Origin of the sequence: Acinetobacter sp. CIP 64.7, from assembly GCF_000369745.1 — a bacterium.
In the GTDB taxonomy this organism is placed as follows: domain Bacteria; phylum Pseudomonadota; class Gammaproteobacteria; order Pseudomonadales; family Moraxellaceae; genus Acinetobacter; species Acinetobacter fasciculus.
Genome location: NZ_KB850179.1, coordinates 1,553,063 through 1,572,136, shown reverse-complemented (window position 1 = coordinate 1,572,136; position 19,074 = coordinate 1,553,063). Strand labels below are relative to the sequence as shown.

20 protein-coding genes and 1 pseudogene are annotated in these 19,074 nt (G+C 41.9%); 20 read left to right on the top strand and 1 reads right to left on the bottom strand.

Features of this window, described 5'->3' with window-relative positions; all coding sequences use genetic code 11:
- The 18 genes and pseudogenes from F890_RS19160 to F890_RS14025 all read left to right on the top strand — a co-directional run.
- A pseudogene (locus tag F890_RS19160) lies at positions 1-93 on the top strand (transposase); the annotation flags it as partial.
- A 103-nt stretch (positions 94-196) separates the two neighbouring features.
- Positions 197-721, top strand: coding sequence for a hypothetical protein (locus F890_RS14105; RefSeq protein WP_005103231.1), 525 nt, complete (start codon positions 197-199; stop codon positions 719-721).
- 98 nt (positions 722-819) lie between these two features.
- Positions 820-1,521, top strand: coding sequence for a fimbrial biogenesis chaperone (locus F890_RS14100; protein ID WP_005261817.1), 702 nt, complete (start codon positions 820-822; stop codon positions 1,519-1,521).
- 33 nt (positions 1,522-1,554) lie between these two features.
- Positions 1,555-3,882, top strand: coding sequence for a fimbria/pilus outer membrane usher protein (locus tag F890_RS14095; protein WP_005261818.1), 2,328 nt, complete (start codon positions 1,555-1,557; stop codon positions 3,880-3,882).
- 12 nt (positions 3,883-3,894) lie between these two features.
- The gene (locus F890_RS14090) at positions 3,895-4,305 is read left to right on the top strand and encodes a hypothetical protein (RefSeq protein ID WP_005103244.1); all 411 of its coding nucleotides are present in this window, start codon (positions 3,895-3,897) and stop codon (positions 4,303-4,305) included.
- Positions 4,306-4,546: 241 nt separating this feature from the next.
- On the top strand, positions 4,547-5,827 hold the full coding sequence (locus tag F890_RS14085; RefSeq protein ID WP_005261819.1) for a glycosyltransferase family 4 protein: 1,281 nt from the start codon (positions 4,547-4,549) through the stop codon (positions 5,825-5,827).
- 20 nt (positions 5,828-5,847) lie between these two features.
- Positions 5,848-6,399 (top strand): phosphatase PAP2 family protein, encoded by a 552-nt coding sequence (locus tag F890_RS14080; RefSeq protein WP_004278361.1) that lies wholly within the window; start codon positions 5,848-5,850, stop codon positions 6,397-6,399.
- 87 nt (positions 6,400-6,486) lie between these two features.
- Positions 6,487-6,687 (top strand): Fe-S cluster assembly protein IscX, encoded by a 201-nt coding sequence (gene iscX / locus F890_RS14075; protein WP_004278360.1) that lies wholly within the window; start codon positions 6,487-6,489, stop codon positions 6,685-6,687.
- Positions 6,688-6,797: 110 nt separating this feature from the next.
- Complete coding sequence (gene ndk / locus F890_RS14070; protein WP_004647460.1) at positions 6,798-7,229, top strand: nucleoside-diphosphate kinase; 432 nt, start codon at positions 6,798-6,800, stop codon at positions 7,227-7,229.
- Between the two features lie 122 nt (positions 7,230-7,351).
- The gene (gene rlmN / locus F890_RS14065) at positions 7,352-8,587 is read left to right on the top strand and encodes a dual-specificity RNA methyltransferase RlmN (RefSeq protein ID WP_004278358.1); all 1,236 of its coding nucleotides are present in this window, start codon (positions 7,352-7,354) and stop codon (positions 8,585-8,587) included.
- 14 nt (positions 8,588-8,601) lie between these two features.
- Positions 8,602-9,402: a type IV pilus biogenesis/stability protein PilW gene (pilW, locus tag F890_RS14060; RefSeq protein ID WP_005261820.1), complete on the top strand. Its 801-nt coding sequence runs from the start codon at positions 8,602-8,604 to the stop codon at positions 9,400-9,402.
- Positions 9,393-10,184: a helix-turn-helix domain-containing protein gene (locus F890_RS14055; RefSeq protein WP_005261821.1), complete on the top strand. Its 792-nt coding sequence runs from the start codon at positions 9,393-9,395 to the stop codon at positions 10,182-10,184. Before pilW ends, F890_RS14055 begins: the two co-directional genes overlap by 10 nt.
- Before the next feature lie 23 nt (positions 10,185-10,207).
- Complete coding sequence (gene ispG, locus F890_RS14050) at positions 10,208-11,329, top strand: flavodoxin-dependent (E)-4-hydroxy-3-methylbut-2-enyl-diphosphate synthase (RefSeq protein ID WP_005261823.1); 1,122 nt, start codon at positions 10,208-10,210, stop codon at positions 11,327-11,329.
- A 3-nt stretch (positions 11,330-11,332) separates the two neighbouring features.
- Positions 11,333-12,628 (top strand): histidine--tRNA ligase, encoded by a 1,296-nt coding sequence (gene hisS, locus F890_RS14045; protein WP_005261825.1) that lies wholly within the window; start codon positions 11,333-11,335, stop codon positions 12,626-12,628.
- A gap of 30 nt (positions 12,629-12,658) precedes the next feature.
- Entirely contained in the window at positions 12,659-13,357 is a 699-nt protein-coding gene (locus F890_RS14040; RefSeq protein ID WP_005261827.1) for a YfgM family protein, read from the top strand.
- The gene (bamB, locus tag F890_RS14035; RefSeq protein ID WP_005261833.1) at positions 13,354-14,502 is read left to right on the top strand and encodes an outer membrane protein assembly factor BamB; all 1,149 of its coding nucleotides are present in this window, start codon (positions 13,354-13,356) and stop codon (positions 14,500-14,502) included. The genes F890_RS14040 and bamB overlap by 4 nt, the downstream gene beginning before the upstream one ends.
- A gap of 168 nt (positions 14,503-14,670) precedes the next feature.
- A complete protein-coding gene (gene der, locus F890_RS14030) occupies positions 14,671-16,080 on the top strand; it encodes a ribosome biogenesis GTPase Der (RefSeq protein WP_005103252.1) in 1,410 nt (469 codons plus the stop codon).
- Positions 16,081-16,218: 138 nt separating this feature from the next.
- Positions 16,219-16,863: a 4'-phosphopantetheinyl transferase family protein gene (locus F890_RS14025; RefSeq protein WP_005261835.1), complete on the top strand. Its 645-nt coding sequence runs from the start codon at positions 16,219-16,221 to the stop codon at positions 16,861-16,863.
- A 23-nt stretch (positions 16,864-16,886) separates the two neighbouring features.
- Here F890_RS14025 and F890_RS14020 read toward each other — a convergent pair whose 3' ends face one another.
- A complete protein-coding gene (locus tag F890_RS14020; RefSeq protein WP_004733034.1) occupies positions 16,887-17,657 on the bottom strand; it encodes an SDR family oxidoreductase in 771 nt (256 codons plus the stop codon).
- An 89-nt stretch (positions 17,658-17,746) separates the two neighbouring features.
- Here F890_RS14020 and mazG point away from each other — a divergent pair, with 89 nt between their 5' ends.
- The gene (gene mazG, locus F890_RS14015) at positions 17,747-18,559 is read left to right on the top strand and encodes a nucleoside triphosphate pyrophosphohydrolase (protein WP_005103258.1); all 813 of its coding nucleotides are present in this window, start codon (positions 17,747-17,749) and stop codon (positions 18,557-18,559) included.
- Positions 18,519-18,941 carry a ComEA family DNA-binding protein gene (locus F890_RS14010; protein WP_005261836.1) on the top strand — a complete coding sequence of 141 codons (423 nt, stop codon included), beginning with the start codon at positions 18,519-18,521 and terminating at the stop codon, positions 18,939-18,941. The genes mazG and F890_RS14010 overlap by 41 nt, the downstream gene beginning before the upstream one ends.
- The last annotated feature ends 133 nt before the right edge of the window (positions 18,942-19,074 follow it).

Here is a 19,074-nt window from a genome sequence, read left to right as displayed (position 1 = left end):
CGAGATTTTCAAGTCATGACAGCTGACAAAATAGAGCAATGGGTGGAGAAAGTATCAAACCAATTCGGAAAAGAATACATGTTTACTTTTTAATGGATACTTATAACTTAAGTGCTCATAATAATAAAGAGAACTTTAATATAAGCGTAAAACTAATAGATAGACATCTTCTTTAAAAAAAGAAATGGAGAAAGACATGAAAAAAATGACTCAAGCAGCATTGGCAGCATTAGTGATGAGCTTTGGCTGTGGTTCAACATTAGTTTATGCAGATGCAGAAATTGCAGGCAAGCCAGGTCCCAAACCAACAAAACCACATAAGCCAGGAAAGCATGGATGTGGGGATAAATGTGATGGGAAAATTAAAATTAATTTGAAAGTCGATAAACATTGTGATGTAGATATGGGTGATACCGTATTAAACCTTGCTCGTTCTACAGCAGGCGGTGGTGAAGTATGGACGGATTCAACATCATTTAGTGTAGATACCAATTCATTCTTTAGAGTGAATTATGTAGCACCTACACAATTAAATGGTGCTGGAGGTTCTGTTCCAGTAACAGTCGCAACTTTGGCAAATGGTGCAAGTTATTCAACTGGAGATCTATTGGAAACTACTTCAGCTACATTTGATGTTACTGCTACTGTAGCGGGTAGTGATTATCGTGATGCACGTGCCGGTGACTATAGTAACGTATATACTTTTGCAGTAGCATTCTAAAAATTATAAATGACTTAATAGTAGGAGATGTTTAATACATCTCCTATTTTAATATTATTTTTTAATAAAAATATTAAGCTAAAATATGGGATTTTGTTATGAATGGGAAGATTTTAAGCTTTTTTATATTATTTCTTTGTGGTTTTTATGCATCAGCAGGAATAAAATTTACACCTGTCCAGATGAATATAGATGATTTCAAAAAGCAGAAAAGTACAACTGTAAATATTGAAAGTACGGGGATATCTACTTCCAAAATATATGAAATTAATGCATTTAAGTGGGAACAAAATGATAAAGGGGAAGATATTCTAGTAAAGGATGATACATTGTTATTTAACCCAAAAATTTTTGAATTAAAACCAGAGAGTAAACAATTGGTTCGGATAGGTTTTAGTCAATCCCCAGCAAACTTAAAAAAAGAACAAGCATGGCGAATTATTTTTGAAGAAATTACGCCTGTTGTAGATAAATCTAACTTAACTTTTCTATTTAATTTTTCTTTACCATTATTTGCTGGTAAACAAGTATCTCCTAAGCTGGATGTAAATATTCAAAAAACGAGTAATACATCTTATTTAAACATTAATAATGTGGCTGATTCTCATGCAAAGCTTATAGAAATAATTGTTTTAGATCAGAATAATAAAGAAATAGTTAAAAAAAATATAGTTCAATATATTTTAAGTGGTAAAAAGGTTGTGGTTGATCTGGGTGATATTAATGTAAATGGGAAGTTGAAGCTTAAAATAAAATTAGAGGACCAAGCAGAATATCTTGAATTTCCTATTAAAGTATAGTTATTAAATAATAAAAAGTAAAAGGATAATACTATGAGATCCACAAAAGTCCTTCTTATGATTGTATGTGGGATGGGATTGTCAAATATCAATGCAGAAATAATTCAAGGAATAACAAAGCCAGAAAACCCAGAAATACTTATCGTTAATATTTGGGTGAATGGCTTAGATTATAACACGGAAACAGTAACTTTTTTTGAGGGGGATAAGAGGTTTGTTGAATGTAAGGCTTTGGAAAATATTGGAATTCGTGTAGAGAAAACACCTCGGCATACAATTAAGAAGGATTTTTGTCTTATTACTCAACCGGGAATTAAAGTCGAAGATGATTATAGTTTGCAAGCAATAAAAATATTTTTCCCTGTCGATTATTTTGTGGGAACTGACTATGATCTGCAAATAGAAATTCCTGAAAAAGCAAACTTTGGAGGTTTTGTTAATTATAATTTATTTTATAATAGAGATGATGAAGACCAAGATTTTAATACGTTTTCAGAATTTGGCATATTTAAAGATTATTGGTTATTTAAAAATGCTTTTTTATATCGAAAAGAGCCTGATGAGTTTGAAGAAAATTTGTTAAGAGTAAATAGCACTCTAGATATTGAATTTCCAGAAAAGTATTTAAGATTAACTATAGGAGATACTACAAGTACTTATAATTCATTAAATAGTTCTTTTCGTTTCGGAGGATTAAGTTTTGGAACAAATTATACAGATCGACCAGATTTTATCTACTGGAACACTCCTAACTTAACAGGAAGTGCAAGCCTACCTTCAACTGTAGACTTATTCATTAATGGTGTAAGACTTTATAGGGACTCAGTTGCTCCGGGATATTATAACCTTCCAGCTGGAGGTGTTTTAAGTCAAGCTGGGAATGCTCAAATAGTAGTTGAAGATATTTTAGGTAATCGTACTGTAAGAAGTTTTCCTGTTTTTATTAATAGTCGATTACTTAAACCAAAACTAAATGAATATAATATCTCATTCGGTAAGCTGCGTTATAGTTATGATTCTGTAGATGATGATTACCGTGACTTTTTTTCTAAGTTTTATTTCCGTCGTGGTATTAACTCTTTTACTACTTTAGGTGTCGATCTTTTGTATAACCAGGATGTTAGTAATCTTGATTTATTGTGGACGCAAGGTATAAGTAAATATTTTTTAATTGATAGTGCTTTTTCAGCTAGTCAAATTAAAGATGGAGATCAAGGTTATGCTGCTAAAATTAGCCTGACTCGAAATTTAAGAAATTGGTCTGTAGGATTAAATGGTAAGTATTTCTCTGAAGAATACGAATATCTGGGAAATAATTTATATGAATCTAATGTAAAATATTCGGGGATGTTCTATTTTAATTTTTCTAATCTAAAATTTATTGATAATTTGGGTTTCAATTATATATATCAATCTTACTACAATAATAATGGATTATTAAGCGAAGACCGTAAATTTTTTGATATTAGAGCATCTAAGGCTTTAACAAATAATTTATATACTAATTTTGGTTTTTATAAGGACTATAGTGATGAGGATGATCAAGGATTTAATATTGCTCTTTATTATAATTGGGGAGCAAATAAACGAATTTCCCTAGACCATGATACGGCCGATAATGAAACAGCTTTAAGTTTTAGTCGAACCACCTCAACCCAAAATGGTTTCGATTATGTAATAGGCGTAAACCAAGCTGATGATGAACTTCATTACAATGCTTATGGTTTATGGAAAACCAGTGTTGGCAATTTGCAGCTTTCTCATGATGAATATGAGGATCGTCGCAATTCACAGCTTAGTTTTGATGGTGCTTTAGTCTGGCTAGGGAGTAAAGTAGCGCTGACTAAATATGCAGATAATGCGTTTGCACTTGTGCACGTGGATCAGCACCCAGACTTAGATATTTACCGTTCGGCTGGACTGGTGGGGAGTACCAATAAAAATGGTTATATGTTCGTTCATAATCTGATTCCTTATATTCATTATGATATTTCTTTTGATCATAATCAGTTAGGCTTAGATGAAACTTTCGAACAATCTTCAAAAAAAATAATTGGACTTGAACAGCGAGGATATCGGTTAAATTTTCCTGTTCACAAAACTAAGCGTATAGCCCTTAGACTCAAAGATATTAAACAAAATAATTTATCACCAGGCTCTGAAGTGGTAGTAGAAGGCATAACTGCAGAACCTTTTTTTGTGGATAGTCAGGGAATGGTTTATTTATACCTCTTCAAAGCCGGTTCATATAGCCTCAAAGTCCAGACTCAAGGAGGCCAACAGTGCCAAGTTCAGTTCACACTTAATGAAAATCAATTCCAGAACTTAGATAAACAAATGCTAGAAGCAATATGCAGATAGGAGTACAAAAAAATGAAAAAACTCTTCATATTTATAACTACCTTACTAATGAGTGGAATCGCGGCAGCTCAGTATTGTTCTATTGATGGATTTACTGATTCAGAATTGCGTCTGGCAAGTTATCAACGTAGCCAAGCTGCAACCTCTTTTAATGTTTCTTGTGATAAAGGTTACTCTATCTTATTCAGTAGCCAAAACTTGATAAATCCGGATGGTACAAGTTATGTATCGAATGGTCCTTATAAATTACGAACCAAATTAAATTTAAGTGGGGCTAACAGTAATCTATGGGGGGTAAAACTTGATCAAAATTCTGGAAAAAGACAAAAATATATTATTTCTGTTCAACTAGTTGATAATCCTTATAGTGGTGTGCCTGCAGGAGACTATCAGGACCAGATCTCAGTCGATATCGATTTTTAAAAATAAAATTTTAAATATCAAAAAGCCTATAATGATAATAAATAATTGAAAATATTTGAAAGTATTGAAGGGGAGTGTGTAGTAAGTGAATATCTGTTAAACAAGCAGATATTCACTTACTTTTAAGTCGAATGGAGAAGTGGTAAGCATTGTTGTGGAGTTGTATTTAAGCTTCATGATTCATCAAATAGTCATGAGATCTTTCTATACTGGGTGAAAAATATAAGCGAATAGGTGCGAGATGCAACAAATTTCCATCTCAGAATTATTAGAGCAAAGACCTGTTATTCACAAAATCCAGTTTGATTTAAAAGAACAACGTAAACAGGCCATTCATGACAAAATAGTCCTAGAAGATCTGACACGGTCCCGTTTAAAAATTGCCATCGTTACCGAAACCTGGCCTCCTGAAATCAATGGTGTTGCCCATGCTTTATTGCAACTTTGTAAAGGATTGCAAAAACAGGGACATAAGATTTTATTAATACGTCCAGAACAACGACAAGCCTGTAACGATTTTAAACCACATAGTGAATGTCTGGTTAAAGCGCATTGCCTTCCTAAATATAGCAATTTGCAGTTTGGTAGACCGCAATTTCTAAAAATCCATCAAGCTGTTGAAATTTTTACACCTGATATTATTCACATTGTGACCGAAGGCCCTTTGGGTCTGGTAGCTCAACAGCTTGCAAAATTCCATAAAATTCCAGTCTCTAGCGGTTTCCATTCGTCATTTCAAGAATTTAGTCGGTTTTTTGATTTGGCTTTTTTACTGAAGCCGATTCAAGGCTATTTAAGGTGGTTTCATAACAATACTGATTTGACCTGTGTCCCCAGTCGAGGTACGGCTCAAGCCTTAAATCAGTTTGGTGTAACTTGTCCCTTGGCAGTTGTGGGCAGAGGCGTCGATCCAGATACATTTTCACCAAAGTGGCGATCACCAGATTTGCGCTATGCTTGGGGAGTTTCAAACGAGACCCGGGTGATGTTGTATGTCGGACGGCTTTCTCCTGAAAAGGAAATTGACGTGCTGATCAAAACCTATTTTGTGCTGCGCCAAGTTCGTCAGCAAGATATACGTTTGGTAGTGGTTGGAGATGGGCCGGATCGCACTCGACTGCAACAACTGAATCAGGATGGCAGTATTGTTTTTACCGGTAGCTTGACAGGAGAAAAACTGTCAGCGGCGTATGCCAGTGCAGATGTATTCTGTTTTGCCAGTCAGGTTGAAACCTTTGGAAATGTGGTATTGGAAGCGATGGCCAGTGGCTTGCCAGTGATTGCTTATGATTATGCTTGTGCAAACTTGCATGTGCAGCATGGTGAAACGGGATGGTTGAGCAGACTTGGACATCAGCGGGGTTTGATTCAGCAGATGCTCGGACTGCCTGATCTGCAAAGATTACAGCAGATGGGCGCGCAAGCACGTAAAAAAGCCGAAAAAGTAGGCTGGCAATATCCGGTCCGGCAATTTGAACAGGCACTGTATTCACTGGTACAGCATCAGGAATACAGGATATAAAACAAGAAAGGAGCACCAGTGTGAAACTCCAGAATGTAAAGATTAAATTTTTAGAAATCGATTTGAAAGGCTGTGTTTATCTGAATCATTTTTCGCATTCAGTCCGTATTGCCACTTTTTTTAAAATGATTAGCCGCTTAGGAAATGGTGCATTTTGGTATTTCATGCTGATACTGGTTTGGATCATGCAAGGCTTGATCTATACCGTGCAGATTGTTTATCTGATTTTGGGAAGTACTATAGGTACTATGATTTACAAGGTGCTTAAAATCAAAACTGTACGACCACGTCCTTATCAGGTACATCAAGTGATCCGTTTGGGTGAGCATCCACTGGATCATTTCAGTTTTCCTTCCGGGCATACCTTGCATGCCGTGATGGCAACCACCGTTTTAGGTTATGTCGCACCTTTATTACTGATGCTGATGTTGCCTTTTACGGTTCTGGTCGCAGTGTCCCGAATGGTGCTGGGATTGCATTATCCAAGTGATGTGGCAGTTGGCGCAATTCTGGGTGGCATGATGGCAATTGCCATTGTCCTGACCGCGCCTTATCTGAATATTGTGCTGTAAAAATAAGTGAAAGCCGGAGCAAAGGCTCGCAGATTTTCACAGATTTGTTAAAGTACAGCATCAAAGCAATTATGGTGAGAAATAGAGATGGGTTTACGTTGGACTGACACGCTCGATATCGCGATTGAACTCTATGAAGCGCATCCAGATGTGGACCCGCAGTGGATTCGTTTTACTGATTTACATGCCTGGGTGTGTGCTTTGCCTGAGTTTGAAGATGATCCAACCAAGTCGACTGAAGGTTTGCTTGAAGCCATTCAAATGGCATGGATTGACGAGGCACGCTAAGGCCTCATCTTAAAAAAGCATTTTTTTACAGATGAAAAGCAGAAAAATGCGCATTATCTCGGTATAATGCGCCAAATTTTCATGTCAACAATTGACTTAAGGAGCCTATCATGGCTATCGAACGTACTTTATCTATCGTTAAACCAGACGCAGTTGCTAAAAACCACATCGGCGACATCTTTGCTCGTTTCGAGAAAGCTGGTCTTCAAATTGTTGCAACTAAAATGAAACATTTGACTCAAGCTGAAGCTGAAGGCTTCTATGCTGAGCACAAAGAACGTGGTTTCTTTGCTGACCTAGTTGCATTTATGACTTCTGGTCCAGTGGTTGTTTCAGTTCTTGAAGGCGAAAACGCTGTTCTTGCTCACCGTGACATCCTTGGTGCGACGAATCCTAAAGAAGCTGCTCCTGGTACTATCCGTGCAGATTTCGCTGTAAGCATCGATGAAAACGCTGCTCACGGTTCTGACTCTGTAGCATCTGCTGATCGTGAAGTTAACTACTTCTTCGCTCAAACTGAGATTGCTCCACGTACTCGTTAATTCGCAGTATTCAAGCCAGATAAGTGTTATTATACTTATCTGGTTTTTTTATTCTCTGAATAATTCTTTGCTCACATATTGAGCTTCTCCTTTCATCTTTAGACATGGTTTAGGTAATACACATGAGTACTGAAGCAGTCGCTGTATCAGCAGTTTCTGAGCCACAGCAACACACTCCATCCGCTCCAGCACAGGCAAATACTGTCGAGAAAGTGAATTTACTTGGCATGTCACGTCCGCAAATGGAAAAATTCTTTGAGGACATGGGTGAGAAGAAGTTTCGTGCCGGGCAGGTGATGAAATGGATTCACCAGTTCTTTGTGACTGATTTTGCTGAAATGACCAATATTTCCGGCAAACTGCGTGAAAAACTGGAAAAGATTTGTGAAATTAAAGCGCCTGAAGTGGTGCATAAAAACTATTCCAAAGATGGAACCCGTAAATGGGTATTCCGTGTTGGCGATGGCGAAGGTTCTCTTGTTGAAACGGTACTGATTCCTGCTGAACATCGCAGTGGTTTACGTCGCACTTTGTGTATTTCTTCACAAGTGGGCTGTGCACTGGACTGTTCATTCTGTTCGACCGGTAAACAGGGTTTTCAGCGCGATTTGACCCAGGCTGAAATTATCGGTCAGCTCTGGATGGCGAATTATTCCTATATGGAAGATGTGCCTGTACTTGAGCGTGAACGTTCAGTCACGAACGTGGTGATGATGGGTATGGGCGAGCCATTGCTCAACTACGATGCAGTATTGAATTCAATGCGCATTATGCTGGATGACTTTGCATACGGCATGTCAAAACGTCGTGTGACTTTATCGACTTCTGGTGTGGTACCGAAAATCGATCAGATGGTCAAAGATATTGACGTGGCGCTGGCAATTTCATTGCATGCGCCAAATGATGAACTGCGTAACGAGCTGGTGCCGATCAATAAAAAATATCCGCTTGAGCAGCTGATTGCTGCATGTCAGCGTTATATTGCCAAAGATGGGAATGAAAGTTCACGTAAACATGTAACGATTGAATATGTGATGTTAGATGGCGTGAATGACCATCCTGAACATGCGCAGCAAATGATTAAGCTGTTGAAGAATTTGCCAAGCAAGATTAATTTGATTCCTTTTAATCCGTTCCCGCATGCGCCATATGGCCGCTCAAGCCGCAACCGGATTATTTCTTTCCAAAAAACTTTGTCTGATGCCGGTTTTGTGTGTACGATTCGTCAGACACGCGGTGATGACATTGATGCCGCGTGCGGACAGTTAGTCGGACAAGTTGCTGACCGTACCCGTCGTGCGGAACAGTGGAAAAAGAAAATTGCGCAATCGAATGAGATCATGCGCTCACAAGGATAATAAGAGGTCGCCAGTTGAGAAATCTAACATCAAAGTTTGCTTTGATTTCAACAGTATGTGTGTCTTTGGTTTTAGTCGCGTGTCAGACGCCAGATCTGGGTCAGAAAGACCCTGAAAAGGCCACCAAAGTCCGTACCCAATTGGCGGTAGAATATCTGAGAACAGGTGACCTGGATGCAGCCAAACGTGCGCTGGATCAGGCACTTGAGACTACTCCGCGTGATTCTCAAGCAAATATGATGATGGGTGTGCTACTGCAACAGGAAGGTAGTAAGCTTAATCTCGAAAAAGCAGATCATTATTTCAAGCGCGCGATTTCGGCCGATCCGAAAAATGCGCAGGCGCGAAATAATTACGGCACCTATTTATATCAGCTTGAACGCTATAATGATGCGATCGAGCAGTTTCAAATTGCTGGTGCCACGTTGGGTTATGATCAGCGATTCCGCGCACTGGAAAATATGGGGCGGATTTACCTGAAACTGGGTGATACAGCAAATGCTGAAAAATCATTCAAACAGGCGCTGCAAGCCAATCGCGATTCTTATATTTCAATGTTAGAGTTGGCAGAAATATTTTATTTAAACCAGCAGTTCCCGGCGGCGACACAAATGTATCAACAGTTTGTGCGTGGTGTGGGGCAGAAAAATCAGGGTGCCCGTGCACTCTGGATTGGCATTCGCACTGCGCGTGCCGGAGGTGATCAGTTGGGTATGCAGGTATTGGTCAACCAGTTACGTGCACTCTTTCCTGAAAGCCAGGAATACCAACGTTATTTGCAATTACAGTACAGTACTGAGGCCGTATGGAAGTAAATCCTAATTCACCATCGAATCATTCGAGCGTAGCTCCAAATGCGTTAGGAAATATTCAACGTCCGGGCGAGTACTTGCGCCAGATTCGTATCAATCAGCAACGCAATCTGGAAGATGTAGCGAAAGAGCTGAATATTCCGCTCAAAACCCTGACTGCACTGGAACAGGACGAATATAAGTCTTTGCCTGAAGCGACCTTTATTAAAGGTTATTACCGGACTTATGCCAAATTTCTGGGTGTAGATGCGTCTAGTATTATTCAGCGATTTGATGAAATTTATACCAATGATACCGGGTTGCTGCCGAATCATGCCTTGAACAATTCTCCTATTAAAATTATGGGGAAATTGCCAGGTTCCAAACGTGACCGCAATCGTAAATGGTTAAAGCGCATTTTTATTACGCTGGTACTGCTGCTGATTTTGGGCGCACTGTTTGCCATGATTCAGAACTGGTCGAGCAGTAATTCACAAAATAGCAGTGAAGTCTCTGGAGTAGGCGCTTCTAATGTCGAGATTCTGAATCTGGATACAGGTGCCGCACTTTCCGGTGATCAGCTGAAGCTTGATTTTAACCGTCCGACTTCGGTGCATATTGTCGACTCGGCGGGTAATGTTCTGGCAACTGGCCGTCAGGCATCGAGCTTGCAACTGAATGGTGAAGCGCCATTCCAGATTCGTCTGGATGATGCATCGGCTGTATCACTCAGTTTAAATAATGAAAATATTTCATTGTCACCCTACACTGTGAACGGAAAAGCAGAATTCCGTTTATCACCTTAACAGATCAAGAGTAGAGCAGAACGATGATCGTAAATCCAATTAAACGTCGTCCAACACGTAAAATTCGTGTGGGTTCAGTTTATGTGGGTGGTGATGCACCAATCAGTATCCAGTCGATGACCAATACTGAAACCTGTGATGTAGCAGCTACGGTTGCTCAGATCCATCGCTGCGTCGATGCAGGCGCGGACATCATGCGGGTTTCTGTGCCTACCATGGAAGCGGCGGCGGCATTTGGTGAAATTCGCAAGCAGGTCAATGTACCTTTGGTGGCGGATATTCACTTCGATTATAAAATTGCTTTGGCAGTTGCCGATTTGGGTGCAGACTGCCTGCGGATTAACCCGGGCAATATCGGTTCGGAAGCGAAAATCCGTGAAGTGGTGGCCGCGGCACGTCATAACGACATTTCCATGCGGATCGGGGTGAATGCCGGCTCACTGGAAAAAGATATTCAAAAGAAATATGGCGAGCCGACTGGTCAGGCTTTGCTTGAATCTGCGATGCGTCATATCGATATTCTAGACCGTCTGGATTTCCAGGAATTCAAAATTTCAGTCAAAGCCTCGAATGTGTTCCTGACCATGGATGCGTATCGTTTGCTGTCACAGCAAATTGATAATCCGCTCCATCTGGGTGTCACAGAAGCGGGTATTTACCGTACCGGTTCGGTTAAATCTGCGATCGCTTTGGGTGGTCTGCTGATGGAAGGCATCGGGGATACCATGCGTATTTCACTGGCTGCCGAGCCTGAAGAAGAAATTAAAATTGGTTTTGATATTCTGAAATCGTTGGGTCTGCGCTCAAACGGGATTAACTTCATTGCCTGCCCAAGCTGTTCACGTCAGGAATTTAATGTGATTTCCGTGATGCAGCAACTTGAAGAGCGTTTAGAAGATATTCGTACCCCAATGGATGTCTCGGTCATTGGCTGTAAGGTCAATGGTCCGGGTGAAGCCAAAGAAGCGGATATTGGTGTCGTAGGTGCAGCACCACGTTCACTGGTGTACCGTAATGGTGAAAAGAGCCATTTAATTGATACGAATCAATTGGTTGATGAAATCGAAACCATGGTTCGTCAACGTGTTACCGAGCTTGAAGAAGCTAAATCTAAAGAAATTATTCGTACAAGTTTTCCTGAGTAGATCATGAGTTCAATCGTCGCAATCAAAGGTTTTAATGACATTCTCCCAACGCAAACCCCAGCTTGGAGACGTCTTGAACAGCATCTATCCGGTTTGATGGATGCCTATGGCTATCAACAAATCCGTTTGCCTATCGTTGAACAGACTAATTTGTTTAAACGTTCGATCGGTGATGCAACCGATATCGTTGAAAAAGAGATGTATACCTTCCTCGACAAGGGTAATCCACCTGAGTCTTTGACACTACGTCCTGAAGGAACGGCAGGTTGTGTACGTGCCATGCTGGAGCATAACCTGCTGCGTGGTGCGACGCCTCGTGTTTGGTATATCGGACCCATGTTCCGTTATGAAAAACCGCAAAAAGGCCGTTACCGTCAGTTCCACCAGTTTGGTGTGGAAACCTTTGGTGTGGCAACACCGGATATGGACGCAGAACTGATTCTGATGACGGCGCGTCTGTGGAAACGTATGGGTGTGGCAGACAAGGTTCAGCTTGAGTTAAATACACTCGGTGAGTCGGATGAGCGTGCAGCATATCGTGCGGCACTGGTTGAATTCCTGGAGTCGCATAAAGCGGATCTGGATGAAGATTCTCAGCGCCGTCTGACCACGAATCCATTGCGTATTCTGGATTCTAAAGATGCCAAAACACAAAGCATCTTGGAAAATGCACCGAAACTTCATGATTTTATGGGTGAAGAAACGCTGGCGCATTTTGCCCAGTTACAGCAGTATTTGACTGATGCAGGCGTAAGCTTCGTGATCAATCAAAAACTGGTACGTGGTCTGGATTACTACAACAAAACTGTTTTTGAATGGACCACAACTCACTTGGGTTCACAAGGTACAGTGTGTGCCGGTGGCCGTTATGACGGTCTAGTGGGTCAACTTAAAGGAAAGGCAGATCAGTCTGTCCCTGCGGTCGGTTTTGCTATGGGGATCGAGCGTTTATTGCTTCTGCTTGAACAGGTTGAAGACAATACCCGGGCACGTGATTGTGAAGTATTCCTGGTGGCTGAACCGGCTTCTCAAGGTAAAGCTTTGGTCATTGCGGAGCAGATTCGTGATCAGCTTGAAGCAACAGACAGTCAGGTTCGTCTGAAAGTAGGCTCACAAGGTTCAATGAAATCGCAAATGAAAAAGGCCGATCAAGCCGGTGCTTTGTATGCGGCGATTTTGGGTGAACGTGAACTGGAAGCTCAGGCGTTTACTGTGAAAGAGCTGGCAACCGCAGAGCAATCGAATGTACCATTTACGGACTTCGTTGCATTTTTTAGTACTAAAATTTCTTCAAAATAATCGATAAAACATTAGGAAAAGGGTAATCTCATGAGCGCAATGAGTGGTGATGAACAGTTTGAAAGCTTAAAATCCTTTACGAAGAAATATGGTTCTTCGATGATTACCGGGATTTTAATTGCGCTGATTGCCTTTTTTGGATGGGAATATTGGCAGAAGAAAAACCTGGCAGAGTCGCAAATGCACACTGCCAAGGTTCAGCAGTTGATGGATGATGCACAGGCATCGAAAGGTGATGGTTTTGCCAAGTTGTCTGAAGCTGCGGACAAGATTGTCAAGGAAGCACCTGATTCAGCTCAGGCGATTCAGACCCAGTTGGTGATGGCTAAACTGGCTTATGACAAAGAAGATTATGCTGCGGCCGAGAAAGCACTACAGAAAGTTGAAAACTCGAAAGTAGATGATAAAGGCCTGGTTCAGGTGGTTAAACTTCGTCTGGCCTATGCGCAACTGGCACAGAAAAAATATGATGCTGCATTGAAAACTTTAGAAGCAGTGACTGAACCTGCATTTAAAGCAACTGCCGATGAAGCACGTGGCGATATCTATGTTGCCAAAAATGATATTGAAAATGCGAAAAAAGTATATCAAAGTGCATGGGATGCTTTGATTGAACGTAAAGAAGAACGTCAGATTTTACAAATTAAGCTCGAAAGCGTAGGCGTGTTAGTCGATGATCCAGAAATCGAACGCCCAATTATAGAAACACAAGCGGAAGAAGCTGCATGAATAGAAAATACAAAATTACCTGTGCCTTGACTGTTTTAACGCTTGCACTGGCTGGCTGTGCAGGTAAAACCACTAAAGTTCCAGAAGTAAAACCGAATCCACTTCCAAAACTGACCCAAGCCAAAACCCTGGTCCCTGTATTTTCCACCAGTGTGGCGTCAACAGATGCTGCTGATCCGTTGCGTTTACGTCTGGATGCAGACAATGGCGTGGTCTTTGCGATTGACCCGAAAGGCGAAGTGTCTGCATTTAAAGGCAAACAGCGTCTGTGGCAGAAGAAAGTCAGCAAAGACAATTTAAGTTCTGGCGTTGAAGCTGCCGAAGGTCTTGTTGTCGTCGGCAACCAGAAAGGCCAACTGTTTGCGCTGGATCAGCAAACCGGCGAGCAAAAATGGACTGCGCAATTGACGGGTGCTTTACTGGCACCTTCATTAATTCATGCTGGTCGTGTCATTAGCGTGAGCAATGACGGCACAGTATATGCGCATGAAATTGCGACGGGTGCGCAAGTTTGGACTTATAACTTACCTAATGTACAATTCAGCCTGCGTGGCATGGCTGCACCTGTTGCATTAGATGCTCGTAATATACTGATTGCCTCTTCCAATGCTTATATCTATGCATTGGATGCCTTAAGTGGTGTGCCAAAATTACAGCGTCGTGTCGCAGTGTCGGATGGACGTTCTGATATCCAGCGTCTGGTGGATATTGACGGGGAACCGGTCGTTGCAGGCCAGTTTGTGGTGACCACCAGTTATCAAGGTCAGGTGACTGTGCTGGATTTAGCTTCACAACAGGTGGTCTGGAGTGAAGATGCCAGCAGTATCCAGCGTCCAGAAGTTGTGGGCAATGGTGTATTTGTGGCGCAAACCGATGGCAAAATCAAAGCCTTTGAGATTACTTCGGGTCAACCGCTTTGGGAAAATGACCAGTTGCTGAATCGCAAGTTAAGTAATCCGGTGATGCTGGGTACTGACCTTGTAGTCGGTGATCTGGATGGTGTCTTGCACCTGATTGATCCGCGTACTGGACAGATTACTGGTCGTTCGAAAACTTCTGGGGAAGTGCGTAGCTTACGCGTCATCGACAACCAGCTTTATGTTTCTACACGCAAGGGCGCATTAAGCATTTGGCAGAACCGTTAATTTTAACGAGCCTTATGCTAAACTAGCCACAACCGTATTTTTGTGAACGCGGGGTGATTGAAAAATCAATGCCCCGTGTTTTTATTTAGGGTATTTCCCCCTTATATCTTCCTATGCTTTCTGATGTTCAGGCTACTTTGACGCCTGATATTGAATAAAGGTTACTCTATGAAACCCGTAATTGCGCTCATTGGTCGTCCGAACGTCGGAAAATCGACGCTGTTCAACCAGATTACCAAGAGCCGTGACGCATTGGTGGCAGACTTTGCAGGTCTGACACGCGACCGTAAATATGGCGATGCTACTTATCAAAATAAATCTTTCATTGTGGTCGATACTGGCGGTATTGGCGAAAATGAAGGTGGTATTGATTCATATATGGCAGAGCAATCCAAGACTGCCATTCATGAAGCCGATATCATCATTTTTGTGGTTGATGCGCGTGCCGGACTGCTGGCATCTGATGAACAGATTGCCCGTGAATTGCGTACTTTAGGCAAAAAAGTCTTTCTGGTGGCCAACAAGGTCGACGGCGTACATGCTGAAGCTGCCTTGGTTGAATTCTACAAACTGGGTATGGGCGAGCCGCTACAAGTGGCAGCCAGCCATGGTCGTGGTGTTCAGCAGATGCTGGAAGATGTACTTGCTGATGTACCTGAAGATGAAAATCCGGAAGAGCATGACAAAAACACGGGTCTGCGTTTAGCGATTATTGGTCGTCCGAACGTAGGTAAATCCACGCTGGTGAACCGCTTGCTCGGTGAAGAGCGTGTGGTGGCATTTGACCAGCCGGGTACAACACGTGACTCGATTTATATTCCATTCGAGCGTGATGGCCGTCAATACACCCTGATTGATACTGCCGGGGTGCGCCGTAAAGGTAAAGTTGATGAAATGATTGAGAAATTCTCGATTGTTAAAACTTTACAGGCAATGAAAGATGCTAACGTAATTGTTGTTGTGGTTGATGCGCGTGATGGTATTGTTGAGCAGGACTTGCATTTGATTGGCTATGCACTTGAAGCGGGTCGTGCCATGGTCATTGCAGTCAATAAATGGGATAACATGACTGAATATGATCGTAAGCAATGTAAGCTCGATGTAGAGCGTCGCTTCGATTTTATTCCATGGGCCAAAGTACATTTGATTTCTGCATTGCATGGAACGGGTGTGGGCGATCTTTATCCATCGATTCACCGTGCTTATGATTCATCTCGTTTGAAAGTATCACCGGCAAAAATCACCCAGATTTTAAATGATGCGACAGAGGCTCACCAACCACCTATGGTTCAGGGTCGTCGTATTAAAATGCGTTACGCACATATGGGTGGACAAAATCCGCCGACGATCGTGATTCATGGTAACAAGGTGGATAAAACTCCTGCGGATTATCGTCGTTACTTGGAAAACGTGTTCCGTAAAGTGTACAAGCTTGAAGGTACACCGATTAAAATCGAGTTTAAAACTTCTGAAAACCCGTTTGAAGGCCGTAAGTCTCAAGTGGATGAGCGTGCAGCTGCGCGTAAACGTCGTTATGTACAGAAGTTCAAGAAAGCCGAGAAGAAATTTAAACGCTAATTCTATAGTTTAAATTTTTCGGATAAAAAGCCTGCGTAAAGCGGGCTTTTTGTTTTGAGAAAATAATGAATTTCTCTCCCAATAAAAGTGTGAATTCTTTTACACTCAAATCAATTGATATCTTTTTAATGGATTCACGTGGCTCGGCTGATTCAAATTCATCTGCATCAACTTTCTGATCTGACTTGTCATTCGTTGTCAGACCGCAAAACCCAGGTTGCCGAACGGAAACGCGAAGTGGCGTGTTTGCGTAATCAGCTTTTATCCCAATCTTTTGAATTGCCAGTTAGCGATCAACAGGTGGTGCGGACGAATTTCGGCAAGCCTTATTTAAATGACTATCCGGACTTCAGTTTTAATCATAGTCATAGTCAAAATTTCTACGCCCTGGCCACGAGCAGGAATGTCCAAAACTTGGGAATTGATATTGAAGAACTGAGTCGTAAGGTTCGTTTTGAAGCCTTGGCACAACATGCCTTTCATCCCGAAGAATTAAAACATTGGAAAACGCTGGCTTATGACCCTGAATACTGGTTTAAAGTCTGGACGACCAAAGAGGCCGTGTTAAAGGCATCAGGCTTGGGAATCCGGATCAACCTGAATGAACTGAATACTAATCTTCATCCTGAGCAAAATGGCGGGCGCTGCGAACACCCAGAGATTGGCGTCTATGCCTATCAAAATTATACGCTTGCTGGCTGCATGCTCACCGTGGCCTGGCAAAGTGAGGATTCCTGCAAGGGATTGAGATTTCCTGTGATCCAGATTCATCACACTGTCTAAAACAGAATCAACCCAAATATTTTTTATTTTCTGGAAATGAGCAGATTACTCAGCCGATTCACAAATTGTGGACTCATCCGCGATAAATGAAATAAAAACTGGCTTTTGAATCCGACAGGATGATGGGTGGCTTGCCAGATGGAATCTTTGAGTTCTGCCAGTTTAAGAATATCTTGTGCAACATCTTCTGCTTTTAAATGCACGCCCATCTTTTTGATGCTTTCTGCCTGCATATCTTTGACCATGGCGGTACTGACGAAAAGCGGCATAACATCCAAGACTCGAATCCCATAGGGTTGCCACTCAATATCCAGACTTTCAGTCAGGCCACGCACTGCAAACTTGCTGGTGGAATAACTGCTTAAATCGGCTTGGCCATAAATCGCCGAAGCTGAAGATAGATTGATGATGCGGGCAAATGAAGATTCTTTTAAATAAGGGAAAGCGGCATGACAGCCGTTCATGACTCCTTTAACATTAATATCCAGAGTCCGATGATGCGCCATAATATCAGTTTCTTCAAAAGGGCCTGAATATAAAATCCCGGCATTATTGACCAGAATATTGATTTCACCTGCCCAAGCTGAAAATTCGGCTAAAGCTGTTTCCCAGGACGTATAACCAGCCACATCCAGAAAACCGGCTTTGGCATGTTCGCCCAGTTGCTGGGCCAGTTGTTCTGCCTGCTCCACCTGGACATCATAAATACCCACCTTGTAGCCGTGCTGGTAAAATAGGGCGGCTGTCGCGGCACCAATTCCTTGTGCTGCACCGCTAATCAATATACTGTGCATGTGCCTGATCTCCTTATTGTCTTTTTTTTGAGCATAACAAGGAACTGGCAGATTGACGCGACTATTTGGTAAAAAAGAGGTTTTTGAATATGGAACAACTACTCAAGGTCATGCGTGAATTACGTGAAAAATGTCCATGGGATCAGCAGCAGACCCCCGAATCTCTGACCAAATATGCGATTGAGGAAGCTTATGAAGTCGAAGCAGCAGTCCGCTCTGGAAAAGTCGACGATGTCCGCGATGAGCTAGGTGATTTGCTGCTACAGGTGGTGTTCCAGTCGCAAATGTACAGCGAGCAGGGGGCTTTCGATTTTCAGGATGTGGTGCAGGCCATTACCGATAAACTGGTTCGCCGTCATCCGCATGTATTTCAGGCTGAACAATTTGCAAAAATGAGTCCGGAAGATGTGTCTGAGCTATGGAAAGAAATCAAACAGCAAGAAAAGCAGGGCAAGCCGCGTTCACGTCTGGATGATATTAAACATGCACCGGCTTTGGCGCAGGCTGATGAAATTCAAAAAAATGTCGCCAAAATTGGTTTTGATTTTCCGGACATGGCGGGTGCTTATGCCAAGCTGGAAGAAGAACTGGCTGAATTAAAAGAAGCGGTAGCCGGACAAAATTCCGATGAAATACAGGAAGAATTTGGCGACTGCTTATTTTCTCTGGTGAATGTTGGTCGTAAACTTGGCATCTCCAGCGAGATGGCATTATTGGGGACGATCCATAAATTCCGGACCCGCTTTGCCTTAATGGAAGATCAGGCAGAACGACAACAATTAGACCTGGAAAAGCTGTCACTGGCTGAACTTGATCAGCTCTGGGAACAGGCTAAATTAGAATTAAAACAAAGAGCAGCACATGAAAAAAATACCTTATCAAATCGGTCCAACGTGGATTAGTCTTCTTTTAAGTTGTTGGCTGGGCTTTATTTCTATCGGAACTGTGCATGCGACTGCGACCGATTATATGGAATGGAAGACCCAGCAACAGCAACATGACGCTCGCCTGAAGAAAAAAGCTGCCTCCACGGCTTCATCAGAAAGCAATCACTATCTGGCGAAGCCTGCATTATCGGCATCTTCTGCTGCTGATAAAATCAGTTTGAATAATGCAACTGTGGAGCAATTACAGCAGCTAAATGGTATTGGTCAAAAAAAGACTGAAGCCATTATTGAACATCGGCAAAAAAACGGAAAATTCAAAAGCATTGAAGAGATCCAGCTGGTCAAAGGCATTGGGCCGGCATTGTTTGCCAAAAACAAGGCCAAATTGGCCTTGTAAGGCGACAGCATGGATCATGACTAGCTGATTGATTTGACTCGCAGGATTGACATAATCAAATTGCCCTTTAGGCGTGTAAGCGATATGATTAGCGTCATCTTGGAATTTTACGTTCAGACGTAGGAGACAGCGT